The 15,300-nt window shown below is 71.8% G+C and carries 14 protein-coding genes; 7 read left to right on the top strand and 7 right to left on the bottom strand.

The window, feature by feature from the left end:
- Positions 1-50: 50 nt before the first annotated feature.
- The 6 genes from ABD223_RS15505 to ABD223_RS15530 form a co-directional block, all read right to left on the bottom strand.
- Positions 51-533 (bottom strand): Cif family virulence factor, encoded by a 483-nt coding sequence (locus ABD223_RS15505; RefSeq protein ID WP_344036895.1) that lies wholly within the window; start codon positions 531-533, stop codon positions 51-53.
- Positions 534-546: 13 nt separating this feature from the next.
- Entirely contained in the window at positions 547-2,166 is a 1,620-nt protein-coding gene (locus tag ABD223_RS15510) for a thiamine pyrophosphate-binding protein (RefSeq protein WP_344036896.1), read from the bottom strand.
- Between the two features lie 13 nt (positions 2,167-2,179).
- Positions 2,180-3,007: a type 1 glutamine amidotransferase domain-containing protein gene (locus tag ABD223_RS15515; RefSeq protein ID WP_344036897.1), complete on the bottom strand. Its 828-nt coding sequence runs from the start codon at positions 3,005-3,007 to the stop codon at positions 2,180-2,182.
- A 99-nt stretch (positions 3,008-3,106) separates the two neighbouring features.
- Positions 3,107-3,808, bottom strand: coding sequence for an EthD domain-containing protein (locus tag ABD223_RS15520; protein ID WP_344036898.1), 702 nt, complete (start codon positions 3,806-3,808; stop codon positions 3,107-3,109).
- Entirely contained in the window at positions 3,805-4,131 is a 327-nt protein-coding gene (locus ABD223_RS15525; protein WP_344036899.1) for a muconolactone Delta-isomerase family protein, read from the bottom strand. The genes ABD223_RS15520 and ABD223_RS15525 overlap by 4 nt, the downstream gene beginning before the upstream one ends.
- A gap of 174 nt (positions 4,132-4,305) precedes the next feature.
- A complete protein-coding gene (locus ABD223_RS15530) occupies positions 4,306-5,340 on the bottom strand; it encodes an ankyrin repeat domain-containing protein (protein ID WP_344036900.1) in 1,035 nt (344 codons plus the stop codon).
- Between the two features lie 227 nt (positions 5,341-5,567).
- Here ABD223_RS15530 and ABD223_RS15535 point away from each other — a divergent pair, with 227 nt between their 5' ends.
- Positions 5,568-6,512 (top strand): mycofactocin-coupled SDR family oxidoreductase, encoded by a 945-nt coding sequence (locus tag ABD223_RS15535; RefSeq protein ID WP_344036901.1) that lies wholly within the window; start codon positions 5,568-5,570, stop codon positions 6,510-6,512.
- On the opposite strand, the gene ABD223_RS15540 is transcribed toward ABD223_RS15535, so the two are convergent.
- Positions 6,509-7,417 (bottom strand): LysR family transcriptional regulator, encoded by a 909-nt coding sequence (locus tag ABD223_RS15540; RefSeq protein WP_344036902.1) that lies wholly within the window; start codon positions 7,415-7,417, stop codon positions 6,509-6,511. The two genes, ABD223_RS15535 and ABD223_RS15540, sit on opposite strands and share 4 nt — an antisense overlap.
- A gap of 130 nt (positions 7,418-7,547) precedes the next feature.
- Between ABD223_RS15540 and ABD223_RS15545 the strand changes: the two genes are divergently transcribed.
- From ABD223_RS15545 to ABD223_RS15570, 6 genes are all read left to right on the top strand, one after another.
- Entirely contained in the window at positions 7,548-8,417 is an 870-nt protein-coding gene (locus ABD223_RS15545) for an oxidoreductase (RefSeq protein ID WP_344036903.1), read from the top strand.
- A 1,289-nt stretch (positions 8,418-9,706) separates the two neighbouring features.
- On the top strand, positions 9,707-11,125 hold the full coding sequence (locus ABD223_RS15550) for an MFS transporter (RefSeq protein WP_344036904.1): 1,419 nt from the start codon (positions 9,707-9,709) through the stop codon (positions 11,123-11,125).
- A gap of 181 nt (positions 11,126-11,306) precedes the next feature.
- Entirely contained in the window at positions 11,307-11,780 is a 474-nt protein-coding gene (locus ABD223_RS15555) for a nuclear transport factor 2 family protein (protein ID WP_344036905.1), read from the top strand.
- Positions 11,781-11,962: 182 nt separating this feature from the next.
- Positions 11,963-12,838, top strand: a complete 876-nt coding sequence (locus ABD223_RS15560) for an ankyrin repeat domain-containing protein (RefSeq protein WP_344036906.1) — start codon at positions 11,963-11,965, stop codon at positions 12,836-12,838.
- A 44-nt stretch (positions 12,839-12,882) separates the two neighbouring features.
- Positions 12,883-14,838 (top strand): maltotransferase domain-containing protein, encoded by a 1,956-nt coding sequence (locus ABD223_RS15565; RefSeq protein WP_344036907.1) that lies wholly within the window; start codon positions 12,883-12,885, stop codon positions 14,836-14,838.
- Positions 14,835-15,300 (top strand): alpha-amylase family glycosyl hydrolase (locus tag ABD223_RS15570; protein ID WP_344036908.1); only part of this gene is annotated, 466 nt, incomplete at its 3' end. The genes ABD223_RS15565 and ABD223_RS15570, both read left to right, overlap by 4 nt.

Genomic DNA, 15,300 nt, shown 5'->3' on the forward strand with positions numbered 1-15,300 from the left:
CCACCGCGCGCGTCCCCGCGACGCGCGCGGTGGCCGGGGATCGACGCCTGCTACGCCGCGGCGCTCTCGGGAGCGAACTCGGTCGCGCGCGGGGCGGCGGATCCCGGCATGGGGGTCAGACCCCCGACGGTGTAGGTGCGGATCTTCGGGCGGCCGTCTCGCAGGACGACCGACCACGTCTCCTTCGAGGTGACGCCGACCCACGCGCTGTTCGGCGAGGGCGGCGCCCACATCCGGGACTGCCAGTTCACCCGCAGCGCCACCTCGGCGTGCAGCGGCGAGGTCGTCGCCACCTTCACGTCGAGCACGTCGTGCACCTCGTCGAAGTAGGTGCTGGTGGTCTCCCGGTACCACGCCCGGAAGTCCTCGTGGTCGCGCACCGTGCGCTGCGGCAGGTGCATCACCAGGCCCGCCTCGGTCAGCAGGTCCAGCAGCACCTCGACGTCGTCGTGCCGGTCGAGTGCGGCGAACCAGCCCCGCACCAGGCCGCGCACCGCCGACTCGGTGATCCGGTCACCGGCTCCCCCAGTCATAGCTCGCGCCTCCTCAGTCGATGACCAGGTCGACGAGGTAGGGACCGTCGTGGTGGAGCATGGCGTCCACGGCGGAGTCCACCTCGTACAGCTTCTCCACCCGCTGCCCCGGCACGCCCAGCGCCGCGGCCAGCCCGGTGAAGCCGATGTCCGGATCGGACAGGTCGAACGCGGCGGGGAACGCGCGCGGTGACAGCCCCAGCTCCCGCCAGTACTGCTCGATGTTCAGGTCGAGCAGGTGGTAGCGGCGGTTGTTGCAGATCACGAACTTCGCGCCGATGCCGTAGCGGGCCGCGGTCCACAGCGCCTGGATCGTGTACATCGAGCCGCCGTCACCGGTGAACGCCACCACCGGCGCGTCCGGCTGGGCGAGCTTGATGCCCAGCGCGCCCGGAATGCCCACGCCCAGCGAGCCGCCGCGGGTCTGGAAGAACCCGCCCGGCCGCTGCGGCGGCAGGTGCCTGGCCAGCGGCGCCGACGCGGTCAGCGCCTCGTCGAACACCACCAGGTCCTCCGGCGCGCGGCGGGCCAGCCGACGCACGAACCGGTCCAGCACCGTGTCCTCGGTCAGCGGGGGCTCCGGGTGGACCGGGCGGCCCCGCGCGGGCTCGGGCGCGGTGGAGGTCGCCGGGTTCTGCCGGCCCAGCTCCCTGGCCAGCGCGGCCAGCGTGAGCTTCGGGTCGGCCACCAGGCCCACGTCCACCGGGTGGTTCTTGCCGATCTCGTAGGCGTCCAGGTCGACGTGCACGATCTTCGCGCCCGGCTTGAACGGGTTCTCCAGGCTCGGGAACACCTCGGGGAACACGTACGTGCCGACGATGAGCACCGAGTCGGCCTCGGCGACCACGCGGGCGCTGTCCGCGCCGAACATGTGCCCGAGCTGACCGCCGTGGAGGCGGTGCGTGGCGTCGAAGTTGAACTCCGAGGAGTTCACCCCCCACACCTTCGCGTCGAGCGCTTCCGCCACGGCGGTCAGCTCGCGCTGCGCCCCGCTGGTGGCGACGCCGTCGCCCATCAGCACCAGCCGGCGCTCGCCGGCCAGCAGCGTGGTGGCGGCCTCCGCCACCAGCGGGGTCTCCGGGACCACCCGGGTGTTCGGGATCGGGGTGGGGAACACCGGCTCGGTGGTGATCTCGTCCAGCACGTCGGCCGGGACGACGACCAGCACCGGGCCGCGCGGCGGCGTCATGGCGATCTTCACCGCGCGCCGCAGCACCCGCAGCGTCGACGACGGGTCGAGCACCCGCGTCGCGTACTTGGTCACCGGCTCGGCCATGGCGACCAGGTCGGCCGCCATCTGCCCGTCCATGGCGTCGTAGCGGACCCCCGCCTCGCCGACCAGGACGACCAGCGGCGAACCGCCGCGCTTGGCCTGGTAGAGCATGCCGATGCCGTTGCCCAGCCCGACCCCGCTGTGCAGCTGGACCAGGGCGGGTCGCTGCGCGGCGCGGGCGTAGCCGTCGGCCATGCCCACCGCGACGCCCTCGTGCAGCGCCAGCAGGTACTCGATGTCGAACTCGCCACCCGCGTCCAGGAAACCCTGCTCGACGGTCCCCGGGTTGCCGAACATGTACTGGATGCCGTCGGCCGCGAACTGCTCGAAGATGGCGACCTTTCCCGGCCTGCCGTTCATGAGCGTTCCTCTCCTACCAGCCGAACCGGCGCAGGCCCTGCTCCAGCACCCGCACGAGCAGCTCGCCCGCGGGCACCGAGTCGGGCGTGGAGCGGGCGGTGATGAACGGGTAGTCGACGATGACCGAGGTCTCCTTGCCGACGTTGCCGTGGAAGCGGCCGACCGGGCCGGTCGCGTCGCGCAGGATGTACTCCAGCGGGTACGGCGGCGGGCCCATGTTGAACTCGACCCCGATGAAACCGGTGCCGTCCTTGTAGTCGTACTCCTTCGGGTGACCGGTCACGTGCTTGTTCTGGATGATGCTCTCGCGACTCTCCAGGTCACGCGCGAAAGCCAGCACCGCGACGCCGTAGCATTCCGCGAGAATGGGCTTGTCGGCGTTCACGAAACCGATGACCAGCTCGTGCAGGCGCTCGTTGTTCGCCATGTCGACGATCGGGCCGGAGCCGCCGACGAGCACCAGCGCGTCGAAGCTGCCGACCAGGTCGGCGACCGCGCCGTCGAGCCGGCGGTGGTACTCCTCCACCTCGCGCAGGTGGTTGACCGCGCTGTAGTAGGGCCGCTCGGGGATGAGGTCGGCCAGGCTCAGCGGGTTGTCCAGGCGGGGCGAGGCGTCCAGCTCACGGGCACGGCGGGCCATGTCCGGCGTGGTGACGGAGCGGCCCAGCGGCGGGTCGAGGTACTCGGTGTCGAGGCTCGGCGGCAGGGCCTGGGCGCGCTTGCCGGTCGGCGTGAGGAACGTGGTGCGGTAGCCCGCGGCGTCGAACGCCTCGACCGGGCCGACCAGTTCCTCGCCCCAGTAACCGTACTCGGAAAGTACGACCAAAATGCGCTTGGTCACGGTTCTCCTCAAACAGGTTTTCGGTGGGTTCTTGCACTTCTCATCCAACCTTTTTCAGGCTGGTTTTGCGAGAATTGCCGGACGATATCCCGGACTTGACTAGATGATGTTTTCCGACGGGCCGACGACCCAGTTCTCGCGGACCGCGAGGGTGTGCGTGTACCGGGGTTCGGTGAACGTGGCGAGGTCCGCCGTGGCGCGCTGGAACTCGGGGCTGCGCAGGGCGCTGCGCAGGGCGGCGGCGTCGTCGAACCACAGCTGGTACGCGCAGTCGAGGGTGGCCTCGCCGACGCCGTACGCGCCGTCGCGGGTGTGGTTCTGGTAGTACCGGCGCAGGCCGGGGACCTTGGCCATCAGCGAGGCGTGCGCGTCCCGGCTGTACTGGCGGAACTCGGTCAGCGGCATCCCCTCGCGCCGCTTGACCAGCACGAACAGCTTGGTGCCCGGCTGGTCGGCCCGCTGCGGCGGCCCCTCGACGACCACGGTCGCCTCGGTGTCCATGACCAGCGTGCGCCAGAACGCCGCCCACCGCGGCTCGTCGAGCCGGGCACCCTCCAGGAACTCCGGCGTCTGCAACGACGCCAGCTGCTCCTCCTCGTTGGCGAGCCAGATCTCGGCGACCCCGGACCACAGCGGCTCCGGCTCGTCGAGGCCCAGCTCGACCCTGGTGTCCACCGCGTACTGCCGGATCTGCGGGATCTTGCTCGCGTAGCGGACGGCGTGCTCCTCCACCCAGTAGCGGTGGAACTCCTGCTCGCTCATGCCCGGCCTGGGGTAGGCGAAGATCAGCTGGTGGATCATCGGCCGGTCTCCGCCTCGGTAGGGCGGTAGCGGTTGGCCACGTCCTCCGCGAAGCCGAGGTAGTCGCGCAGCGGCCAGATGACCTCGAACTCCAGGTACTCGCGCATCGGCAGGCGGAACACGGACCGGTCCAGCTCCTCCGCGGACTCCGCGTCGACCACGGCGATGACCCGCTTCTGCCCGGCCACCTTCCACAGCCCGATGCAGTACCCCGAGCTCAGCGTCTCCTCGGCGTGGCGGGTCTCCTCCTCCTCGATCTCCCAGAGCTCATCCAGGCTGATACGCCCCTCGTGGTTCCACTTCATCTGGCAGTAGAACAACATGGACTTCTCCTCTGCAAACGCGCGAGTCGTACGTTCAGGACCGTCGTGTCGTACGTTCAGGACCCCCGTGTTCGACACTCAGGACCGCTCGGCCGCGACCTCCCCGTCCCCGAACGCTGAACTCAGGGGTCCTGGAGGTACGACACGCGTGTGCCGGAGGTACGACTCGCGGGGTCAGGCGTTGCGGATGGTGGTGGTCAGGTCGTGGTCGGGGCCGAAGACGTCGACCGCCATGTCCAGCGGCGTCTTGCCGTCGTGGCCGACCAGGTGGAGCCGGGCGCCGGCGCGGACGAGGATGCGGGCGCAGTCCTCGAAGCCGTGCCACAGCGCGTCGTGCAGGGGCGTGTAGCCGTTCGTCGAGCCCTGGAAGTCGATGTCCGTGCCGGGGGTGTCGACCAGGACCTGCGTGATGTCGGCGTGTCCGTTGTAGACGGCCTTGTGCAGCGGCACCGCGCCGAACGTCGGCTCGATCGCGTTGACGTCCGCGCCCGCGGCGATCAACGCGCGCACGATCTCGGTGTGGCCATCGCGCGACGCGACCAACAAGGGGGTGTGCAGGTCGTTGAAGCCGTTGAGCACCGGGTGGCGCGCGTCGACCTCCGCGCCGTTGGCCAGCAGCACCTGCACGGCGATCAGGTCGCCGGCGACGGTGGCGGCCATCAGCTCCTGCCGCTCCACCGCGCGCTCGTCGGCCTCGATGCGCCGCTTCAGCAGCGCCTCCGCGGCCAGCAGCTTCTCCCGGCCGAGGGTGTTCACGTTGATCGCGTACTCGAAGTGGTCGCGCATCGAGAACCCGTAGTGCGTGGCCAGGTTCAGGCCCGCGTTCCGGTCGAGCAGGTAGCCGACGACCTCCGGGTGCTTGTACCAGAACGCGTCCAGCAGCGGCGTGTGCCCGGTCGTCACCGACACCGCGTCGATGAACGCACCCGCCTCCACCAGCACCTTCACCGTCTCCAGGTCGCCACCCTGCACCGCCTTGTGCAGCGCGGTGCCACCCGCGGCGCTGTCGGTGGTGTAGACGTCCGCGCCGGCGTCGACGAGCAGCCGGACCAGGTCGGCGTTGCCCTTGCCCGCGGCGATCATCAGCGGCGTCAGGCCGTCCGAGCCGCGCGAGTTGAGGTCGACCCCGTTGCGCAGCAGGCCGCGCACCTCGGCCACGTCGTCCCGGCGGACCGCGTTGAGCAGCAACGTGCGCACCGCGTCACTCATGGAACTCTCCTTGGTCGGGTTTCTGAGCACGGCCGATTTGCCTTGTGCGACAAGGTGGTTCGGGACGACGTGCCCGGGAACGATGACCAGTCAACTAGGCACGGGCGACGGCGGACAAGGCGCGGTGCACGACTGGTCGGACTTGACCGGGTACACGAGTGCTATTACCAAACGGCATCGTCGCGGGTCTTGGACATCGCGCGGGATCGCTCACCACGATCGTGCCCATGACGGAACAGGCCAGGGTGAGCAGGCGGGCGGTGCTGGCGGGCGCCGGCGTGGCGGCGGGCGCGGCAGCCGGGGTGGTGGCGGGCGCCGGTGGGGCGCTCGCCGACGAGAACAGGGGCGGTGACCTGCGCGGGCAGGTCGCGCTGGTCACCGGCGCGGCCCGCGGCATCGGCCGGGCCACGTGCCTCGCGCTGGCCCGCGCCGGCGCGCACGTGGTGGCGCTCGACATCGCCAGGCCCGACGCGATGCGGCTCGACTACCCGCTGGGCAGCGAGGCCGAGCTCGACGACACGGTGCGCAAGGTGCGCGCTCTCGGGCGGCGCGCGACCGCGGTGAAGGCGGACGTGCGGGACGCGGCCCGGCTCCAGGACGTGGCCCGGCAGGTCGTGCGCGAGTACGGGCGGCTGGACATCGCCGTCGCCAACGCCGGCATCTGCACCTACAACTCCATGGCCGACATGTCGCCGCAGCAGTTCGCCGACGTGCTCGACGTCAACCTCGTCGGCGTGGCGAACACCATGCGCGCGGTCGTGCCGCACCTGGTCGCGCGCAAGAGCGGGACGGTCATCGTGGTGACCTCCAGCGAGGCCCGCCACGGCGCGCCGCTGCTGCCGCACTACCAGGCCGCCAAGTGGGGCGCGGTCGGCCTGGTCAAGGCCCTGGCCACGGAGGTCGGCCCCGCCGGGGTCCGGGTCAGCGGCGTGGCGCCGACCGGCACGCGCACGGCCATGGTGCTCAACGAGGCCACCTACCGGTGGGCGGGCGGCACGACCGTGGAGGACTTGGAGCGGGCGCTGCGCTCGTACAACACCCAGCCGGTGGGCCTGATCGAGCCGGAGGACGTGGCCGACTCGATCGCGTTCCTCGCCTCACCGCGGGCCCGCTACGTCTCCGGCACGGTGCTGGACGTCACCGCGGGCGCCAGCGCGAAGTGGAACGCCTAGCCCGCCACCGGTGAGCCGGTCGGCTCGGCCAGCTCCCGGACGACCGCGGCGAAGTCGGCGACCAGCGGGTTCATGCTGGTCGCCGGCCTGGCGAAGGCGATGCGCAGCGGCGCGACGTCCGTGATGGGCCGCCACACCAGGTCGGGGCGGGCGTAGTAGGCCGCCATCGAGCGCGGGCCCATGCAGATGGCCTCGCCCGCGGCGACGTGCTCCAGCATCTCCTCGACGTTGCCGTTCTCCGGCCCCCACACCGGTTCCGAGCCGTCCGGGCGCGGGTTGACCGCCCACCAGTCCACCCAGAACCGGGGCGCCTTGCGGGTCCACACCACCGGCTCGTCGCGCAGGTCCATGATGGAGACGTGCTCGCGGTCGGCCAGCCGGTGCTTGGCGGCCAGACCCACGAGCCGCTCCTCCACCGCGACGATCTCGGTGTGGAAACCGGTGGTGTCGGCGGGCAGCCACAGGAAGGCGATGTCGACCAGGCCGTCGCGCAGGGCGGCCACCTCACCACCCCAGTCGAAGCGCTTGGGCTCGACCGTGACGTCCGGGTGGCGCGCGGCGAACGCGGTGCGCGCCCTGGTCGTCAGCGGGCCCGCGCCGGTCGCCTCGAAACCGATGCGCAGCACGCGCTTCTCGGCGGCGGCGATGCCGCGGGCGGTGCGCTGGGCAGCTTGCCAATCGGCGATCAACCTGCGCGCCACGGGTAACAGCGCCTCACCGGCGGCGGTGATGTGGACCTCCCGGCTCGTGCGTTCGAACAGCGGGATCTTGAGGTCGGCCTCCAGTTGGCGGATCTGCCGGCTCAGGGCCGGCTGCGACACGAACAACAGTTCGGCGGCGCGGGTGAAGCTGAGCTGTTCGGCCACTGCGACGAAGTAGCGCAGGACGCGGGTGTCGACGTCCATCGGAGTCGGGAGCCCCCTCGAATATTGATCTATGCCGTGAGCGTATAGGCAAGGGTCTTGGACTTGGTGTGAAGTCCCGGTGTCTCCTTGATCGTGCAGGGCTGACCGGTCCAAGACGAGGAGGACCTCCATGAGCACGAACGAAGTACCGCACCGGACCGGTGCCGAGGCGGCGCGGGTGTGGTTCATCACCGGCACTTCTTCGGGTCTGGGCAAGGCGATCGCGGAGAACGCGCTGTCCCACGGCGACATCGTCGTCGCCACGGCCCGCAACATCGAGTCCCTCGCCCCGCTGACGGCGATCGCGCCCGATCGCGTGACGCCGCTGCGGCTCGACGTGACCGACAGCGAGCAGATCGCGCACGCGGTGCAGGACGCCATCACCTGGCACGGGCACATCGATGTGCTCGTGAACAACGCGGGGCACGGCTTCCTCGGCGCCGCCGAGGAGACCCCGGACGACGAGCTGCGGGCGTTGATGGACGTGCACCTGCACGGGCCGGTGGCGCTGACCAAGGCCGTGCTGCCGCACATGCGGGCGCGGCGGACCGGGGCGGTCGTGCAGATGTCCAGCATGGGCGGGCAGGTCGTGTGGCCGGGCTTCTCGGCCTACTGCGCGGCCAAGTTCGCGCTGGAGGGGTGGTCCGAGGGGTTGGCGGCCGAGGTCGCCGACTTCGGGATCAAGGTGCTGCTGCCCGAGCCCGGCGCGTTCCGCACGGCGTTCGCGGGGAGCGCGCTGCGGTTCGGTGCTCGCATCCCGGACTACGAGGACGTGATGGACCCGGTCCGCAAGCTCGTGCAGGAGATGGATGGCACCCAGGCGGGTGACCCGGCCAAGGCGGCGGAGGCGATCCGCGTGGCGCTCGACGCCCCGCGCACCCCGTTGCGGCTGGTGCTCGGCAACGACGCCGTGGACGCGATCGGCACCCGGTTGGCCACCGTGCAGGCCGAGCTGACCGAGTGGGAAGCGGTCGGCCGGGGCACCGAGATCGAGAACTGAGAGCACGCCGTGCCCGCACCCCAGCCGCGGGGCCTGACGCGCCCCGCCCACAGCCGAACCCACCCGCTCGCCCCGCGCGCCGGCGACCGCCGGCCCTCGGCCGTCGACCACCTGGTCCCGACCGGCAGCGCGGCGCGGCGAGCCCACCGGTTCGCACCGGCAGGACTGCGGGCCACGGCCCTCGTTCGTGCGATCGTCCAGGAGCAGGCGACCTCTCCGGGGCGGTCGCCGGCTCCTGCGCGGGCAACCACGTCGGCGCGGCCGGCGTACCCGGGGCCCGCGATGAGCAGCACTTCAGCACCGATCGAAAACCGGGACGAACTCAGCAAACCAGAACAAAGGGACGAGCGGGACAACCGGAACACGCTCCTGGCCGGTCCCGAACCCCACTCCACCCGACACCACTCCGCTCACCACCGACTCCACCCCACCCGACACCGGCACGACTCCACCCGACACCAACCCCATCCGGCCGTCACCGACGGCCCACCCGCGCAGCGCCACCGGGACCGCTCGTCGCCGACCGAGGGTCGGTCGGGGGCGGGTGATCAGGTCCCCGGGCGTGCCTGCGGAGGCCGGCTCGTCTGCGGGGACGAGCTCGTCCGCGGCGACGGACATGTCCGCGGGGACGCGCGTGTCCGCACGGGCTCACACGCCCGCGAGGGCGTCCGTGCCCAGGTGGGTGGCCGTGCCCAGGTGGGTGGCCGTGCCGTGGCGGGGGTGTGCGCCTGCGGGGGCGCGCGTGTCCGTGAGAGCAGGTCCGGGCAGGTCCGCCGCGGGGGCGGGCTTGAGGGATCTGCCGTGGAGTACTCGGCTGTGGAGGCCTTGGCCGCGGGGGCCGGGGCGATGGGGGTTGGGACTGGGTTGGCGCCCCGATCCGGCGACTCCCGGTCCGGCGACTCCTGGTCCGGCGACTCCCGGTCCGGCGGCTCGGGCCTCCTTCCTCGTTCGGCCCGGGAGGCCGCGGGGCGGAGGCGCCCGGCCGGCCGGGGTCGTTGCGAGGGGCCTTGTTCTCTTACCGATGGTTCAGGACCCTGTTTTCGTACATCTTGTGGCGATGATCACCCGATCGTGCGACCGGCGGTCCCGCGTCGGGACAACCGTGACATGGCGCTGATCACCTCGCCACCCGTAGCACGCCTGCTCGCACCCGCGCGCTGACGCGCGGTCGAGCGAGCAGGTCCACTGGACTCGCGCGGGCGCACTCCCGTGAACCCCGACCGCACCCCTTGATGCGGAGCGTCGAGGCCGGGTGGGCGCCGCGCCCGTGAACTGGAGAAGAACCCACGATGTCTACCCACGTCGACCCCGTCGACACCACCACCCGGACACCCGAGGACGACAACCCCCGCTGGATCGCGGTCATCGTCCTGGCCGCCGCGCTGGCGTTGGACACCAGCAGCGTCGCCGTGGTCAACGCGGCGTTGCCCGTGATCGGCCAGGAACTCGGCATCGGCAACAGCGGCCTCCAGTGGGCCATGACCTCCTACGCGGTCACGTTCGCGGGCTTCCTGCTCTTCGGCGGGCGCGCGGCCGACGTCCTGGGGCGGCGGCTCGTGTTCACCCTCGGCGTCGGGCTGTTCACCGCCGCCACGGTCGTGGCCGCCGTCGCGCCGGCGGCCGAGGTGCTGATGGTGGCCCGCGCCCTCCAGGGCGTCGGCGCCGCGCTGTCCGGCCCGGCCTCGTTGGCGCTGCTCACCGAGTTGTTCCCGGAGGGGCCGCGCCGGAACAGGGCGCTCGCCGTCTACACCTCCGTCGGCGCGTCGAGCTTCAGCGCGGGCGTGGTGATCGGCGGCGTGCTCACCGACCTGTTCAGCTGGCGCGCCGTGTTCGTGTTCAACCTGCTCATCGGCGCCGCCGTGCTGCTGGCGGTCAAGTCGGTGCTCCCGGCCGGCCGCCGCAAGCCCGAGAAGCTGGACGTCGGCGGCGCCACGTCGGTCACCGGCGGCCTGCTGCTCGCGGTCCTCGGCCTGAGCCAGGCCAGCCACACCAGCTGGACCGACCCGCTGACCGTGGTGCCGCTGGTGCTGGCCGCGGTGCTGCTCGTCGGTTTCGTGTGGTGGGAGCGGCGAGCCGCCAACCCCCTGCTCCAGCTGGGCATCTTCCGCATCCCCTCGGTGTCGGCGGCGACCGTGGCGGCCGTCGCGTTCTTCACCGCCGTGCTCGCCGTGCTGTTCTTCGCGCCGCTCTACCTCCAGGGCCTGCTCGGCTACACGCCGCTCCAATCGGGCCTGGCCATCCTGCCGATGGGCGTGACGGTGGTCGTCAGCTCGAACATCGCGGGCCGCCTGATGGTCCGGACCGGTCAACGCCCCCTGATGATCACGGGCCTGCTGCTGATCGCGGCCGGTGTCGGGCTCTGGGCGATCACCCCGCTGGACGGCACGTACTGGCTGCACGTCTTCCCGGCCGTGTTCGTGATGAGCGTCGGTCAGGGCGTCGCGTTCGCCGGCCTGACCGCGGCGTCGCTGACCGGCGTCCCGCAGCACGAGCACGGCGTGGCCGGCGGACTGAACGTCACGGCCCAGCAGCTCGGCGGCAGCGTCGGGGTGGCCGCCCTGGTCACGCTGGCCGCCACGGTGAGCGGGTCCGCCGAGCCCTCGGACGTGCTGGCCGGCTACCACGCCGCCTACCTCGCCGCGATCGCCGTGATCGGCGTCGGCGTCGCGGTCATCGCCGTGCTCCTGCGAGGCGCGCGGCGCTCCTGAAACCACCTGACTCGGGATTTCCCGCGCCTCCTTCCTGTCCCCCGGGGTAGGGGTGCGGGGACTAGGTGCACGCCATTCCCCGCATGAAGTGCACTGAACCCCGATCTTCGGCCCGGAGGTCCCCCAGACCTCCGGGCCGAGGGGGTATTCCTTGAATTTCCGAACGAGTGAGGAACCCATCATGCACCGACGAATCGGCGTGGCCGCGTTAGTCCTGGCGGCGGTGACCGCGTGCGGTGGTCCGGAGGCGTCGACGACGCCCCAGGCCACGAGCACCGGCGGCAGCGGCACGAGCACCGAGGCGGTCCCCCTGGCCGACGCCGACCGGGCCGCCGCGCCCGGGTTGGCGGAGCGGTTCCTGGAGGCGGCCAACGCGGGTGACGCGGAGGGCGTCGCCGCGGTGTTCGCGGAGGACGCGCGCTTCGACAGCGTGGGCCGCATCTACCCGTCGCGGCAGGACATCATGGACCGCTTCCTGGGACCCGAGGTCATCGAGGCGGGCGGCCGGTACACGGTCACCGGCACGGCGTGGAACGGCGACCGCTACCGCGTCGACTACGACTACGACACGGGCCACGGCGGCAAGGAGGTCTTCTACTACGAGTACCTGGTGCGCGACGGCCTGATCCAGGACGTGATCGGCCGCTACAGCTAGTCGCCCGAAGACCGGCAACAGGGGCCCGCCGCGGGGGAACGCGGCGGGCCCCTTGCGTTTTGGTCAGGTCGGCGCGGCAGTTGGGCATGTTGCCGCAGTCGCACCCGGTTCCTCGTGTCCTGTGTGGATCGCTGCCAGCCTGGAGGTGCGGGGGATCCCCCCACCACCGAGAGGAAATCCGCATGGACACCCGAAAGATCGTGGACGGCTGGTACGGCGCCATCGGCCGCGGCGACATGGAGGCGATCACGGCGGGGCTGTCGCCGTCGATCGTGCTGGAGCTGCCGCAGGACCAGTGGAACGCGGTGATCCCGTACCTCGGCACGCACGTCGGCCTGAACGAGGTGGCCGAGGCGTTCCGGGTCCGCGCCGAGACGACCGAGGTGTTGGACTACGGCCTGCGCGGCCTGTTCGTGGACGGCAACACCGCGTGCGCGGTCGTCTACACGAAGGGGCGGCACACTCGCACGAAGGTGTTGTTCGAGATCGAGGACATGCACAAGGTGGTCCTCAACGAGCAGGGCAAGATCACCCACTGGAAGGTGTACTTCGACCCGAACACCGAGGTCAACGCCTTCAACGCGGACCGCGAGGAGCGCCTGTACGCCGCCGCGGTCGCGGGTGACGTGGACGAGGTGCGCGACCTGCTGTCCTTCGGCGGCAACCCGAACCACCACGACGCCAGCACCGGCCTGACCGCGCTCCAGGCCGCCGCCGCCCGCGGCGACGGCACGACGGTCCGCACGCTGCTCGGCGGCGGCGCGGACGTGCTGGTGACCGAGCGCTCCGGGCAGACCTCGCTGCACAAGGCCGCCGAGCAGGGCAGCGCCGAGGTGGTCAACGCGCTGCTGCGCGCGGGGTCGATCGTCGACGCGCCGGTCGCCACCACCGGTCAGACGGCGCTGCACATCGCGGTCCGGCACGGCAACACCGAGGCCGCCCGGGTCCTGCTCGCCTCGGGCGCCCGCGCGGACCTGGTCGACCACCTCGGCCGCACCCCGCTGGACCTGGCGCGCGAACTGCTCGCGCCGGAGGCCGCGCGTGCGCTGTTCGGCTGAGCGGAGGACCGGTCGGGACGGGCAGGACCGAGGGGAGGGCTGAAGTGAGCAGCGGGCGGTTGGTGGTCGACGACGTCACCCCCGAGGTCAGCTCGGGCCGGCACCCGGCCAAGGCCGTGGTCGGCGAGCACGTGCCGGTGGTCGCCACCGTGTGGCGGGAGGGCCACGACGCGGTGGGGGCGACGGTGGTGTGGCGCGGGCCGGGCGGTGCGCGGAGCGAGGTGCCGATGGTGCCGGCGGAGGCGGGCCTGGACCGGTGGCACGCCACGGTGGTCCCGGACCGCGAGGGCCGGTGGACGTTCCGGGTGGACGCGTGGAGCGACCCGTGGACGACGTGGCGGCGGGCCGTGACGGCGAAGCTGGCCGCCGGTCAGGACGTCGATCTCCTGGCCAACGACCTGGAGGCGGGGGCGCGGTTGCTGGACCGCGCCGCCCGCCGCCTGCGCCGCCGCGCCGAGCGGCCGCTGCTGCGGCTGGCGGCGGCGGCCCTGCGGGAGCGGGAGTACGGGCTGGCGCGGCGGGTGGAGCCGGCGCTGTCGCCCGCGGTGGAGGAGGTCATGCGCCGGCACCCGGTGCGCGAGCTGCTCACCAGGGGCACGCCGCACCACGTGTGGGTGGACCGGTCCGAGGCCCGGTTCTCCGCCTGGTACGAGCTGTTCCCCCGCTCCACCGGCGGGGTCGACGCGGACGGGCGGCCGGTGCACGGCACGTTCGCCACGGCCGAGGGCGAGCTGAAGCGCGTCGCCGACATGGGCTTCGACGTGCTGTACCTGCCGCCGATCCACCCGATCGGCGAGGTGAACCGCAAGGGCCGCAACAACAGCACCACCGCCGAACCCGGCGACGTCGGCTCGCCCTGGGCGATCGGCTCGAAGGACGGCGGGCACGACGCGGTGCACCCGGAGCTGGGCACGCCGGAGGACTTCCGGCGGTTCGTGTCCCGGGCGAACGACCACGGCCTGGAGGTGGCGCTGGACCTGGCGCTCCAGTGCGCGCCCGACCACCCGTGGGTGGCCGAGCACCCGGAGTGGTTCACCTCCCGGCCGGACGGGTCGATCGCGTACGCGGAGAACCCGCCCAAGCGCTACGAGGACATCTACCCGCTCAACTTCGACAACGAGCCCGAGGGCCTGTACGCCGAGGTGCTGCGGGTGGTGCGGCACTGGATCGACCAGGGGGTGCGGATCTTCCGGGTGGACAACCCGCACACCAAGCCGCCGAACTTCTGGCACCGGCTGATCTGGGACGTCAAGGAGGAGCGCCCGGACGTGCTGTTCCTGTCCGAGTCGTTCACCCGGCCGGCGCGCCTGCACGGCCTGACCCGCCTCGGCTTCACCCAGCACTACACCTACTTCACCTGGCGCACCGCCAAGGAGGAGCTGGAGGAGTTCGGCCGCAGCCTGGTCGAGCACGCCGACGAGGGCACCCCGAACCTGTTCGTGAACACGCCGGACATCCTGCACGAGTCGTTGCAGGTGGGCGGTCCGGGCATGTTCGCGCTGCGCGCGGCGCTGGCCGCGACCCTGTCGCCGTCGTGGGGCGTGTACTCGGGCTACGAGCTGTTCGAGCACGAGCCCGTCAAGCCGGGCAGCGAGGAGTACCTGGACTCGGAGAAGTACGAGCTGCGGCCGCGCGACTACTCCGGCGACACCCTCGCACCGTGGCTGACCAGGCTCAACCAGGTCCGGCGCGCGCACCCGGCGCTGCGGCAGCTGCGCACGCTGCGGTTCCACGCCACCGACAACGACCGGCTGGTCGCCTACTCGAAGACCGACCCGGCCACCGGGCGCTCGGTGGTCTGCGTGGTCACCCTCGACCCGGACGTGCCGCAGGAGGGCACGGTCACCCTCGACCTGGCCGCGCTCGGGCTGCCCGACGGCGCCCGGTTCCGCGCCCACGACGAGGTGACCGGGGAGACGTTCGACTGGGGCGCCGCCAACTACGTCAAGCTCGACCCGGGTCTCGCGGTCGCGCACATCGTGTCCGTGGGGGAAGCGTGAAAAAGGCTCAGCCGCTGCCGGTGGACCGCGACTGGTACAAGCGGGCGGTGTTCTACGAGGTGCTGGTCCGCGCCTTCAACGACGCCGACGACGACGGCACGGGCGACCTTCGCGGTCTCGCCGCCAAGCTGGACTACCTCCAGTGGCTGGGCGTGGACTGCCTGTGGCTGCCGCCGTTCTACGCCTCGCCGCTGCGCGACGGCGGGTACGACATCAGCGATTTCCGGGCGGTGCTGCCGGAGTTCGGCACGGTCGAGGACTTCGTGCACCTGCTCGACGAGGCGCACAGCCGGGGCATCCGGGTGATCACGGACCTGGTCATGAACCACACGAGTGACGCGCACCCGTGGTTCCAGGCCTCCCGAACCGACCCGGACGGGCCCTACGGCGACTTCTACGTCTGGAACGACGACGACCAGAAGTACTCCGACGCCCGGATCATCTTCGTCGACACGGAGACGT

This window comes from Saccharothrix xinjiangensis, from assembly GCF_039527585.1.
GTDB lineage: Bacteria > Actinomycetota > Actinomycetes > Mycobacteriales > Pseudonocardiaceae > Actinosynnema > Actinosynnema xinjiangensis.

Bases quoted from the DNA above. Each gene is read 5' to 3' on its own strand.
- ABD223_RS15520 (WP_344036898.1), bottom strand. From the start codon at position 3,808: ATGATCCACCAGCTGATCTTCGCCTACCCCAGGCCGGGCATGAGCGAG.
- ABD223_RS15530 (WP_344036900.1), bottom strand. From the start codon at position 5,340: ATGAGTGACGCGGTGCGCACGTTGCTGCTCAACGCGGTCCGCCGGGAC.
- ABD223_RS15545 (WP_344036903.1), top strand. From the start codon at position 7,548: ATGAGCACGAACGAAGTACCGCACCGGACCGGTGCCGAGGCGGCGCGG.
- ABD223_RS15505 (WP_344036895.1), bottom strand. From the start codon at position 533: ATGACTGGGGGAGCCGGTGACCGGATCACCGAGTCGGCGGTGCGCGGC.
- ABD223_RS15525 (WP_344036899.1), bottom strand. From the start codon at position 4,131: ATGTTGTTCTACTGCCAGATGAAGTGGAACCACGAGGGGCGTATCAGC.
- ABD223_RS15535 (WP_344036901.1), top strand. From the start codon at position 5,568: ATGACGGAACAGGCCAGGGTGAGCAGGCGGGCGGTGCTGGCGGGCGCC.
- ABD223_RS15510 (WP_344036896.1), bottom strand. From the start codon at position 2,166: ATGAACGGCAGGCCGGGAAAGGTCGCCATCTTCGAGCAGTTCGCGGCC.
- ABD223_RS15550 (WP_344036904.1), top strand. From the start codon at position 9,707: ATGTCTACCCACGTCGACCCCGTCGACACCACCACCCGGACACCCGAG.
- ABD223_RS15540 (WP_344036902.1), bottom strand. From the start codon at position 7,417: ATGGACGTCGACACCCGCGTCCTGCGCTACTTCGTCGCAGTGGCCGAA.
- ABD223_RS15555 (WP_344036905.1), top strand. From the start codon at position 11,307: ATGCACCGACGAATCGGCGTGGCCGCGTTAGTCCTGGCGGCGGTGACC.
- ABD223_RS15560 (WP_344036906.1), top strand. From the start codon at position 11,963: ATGGACACCCGAAAGATCGTGGACGGCTGGTACGGCGCCATCGGCCGC.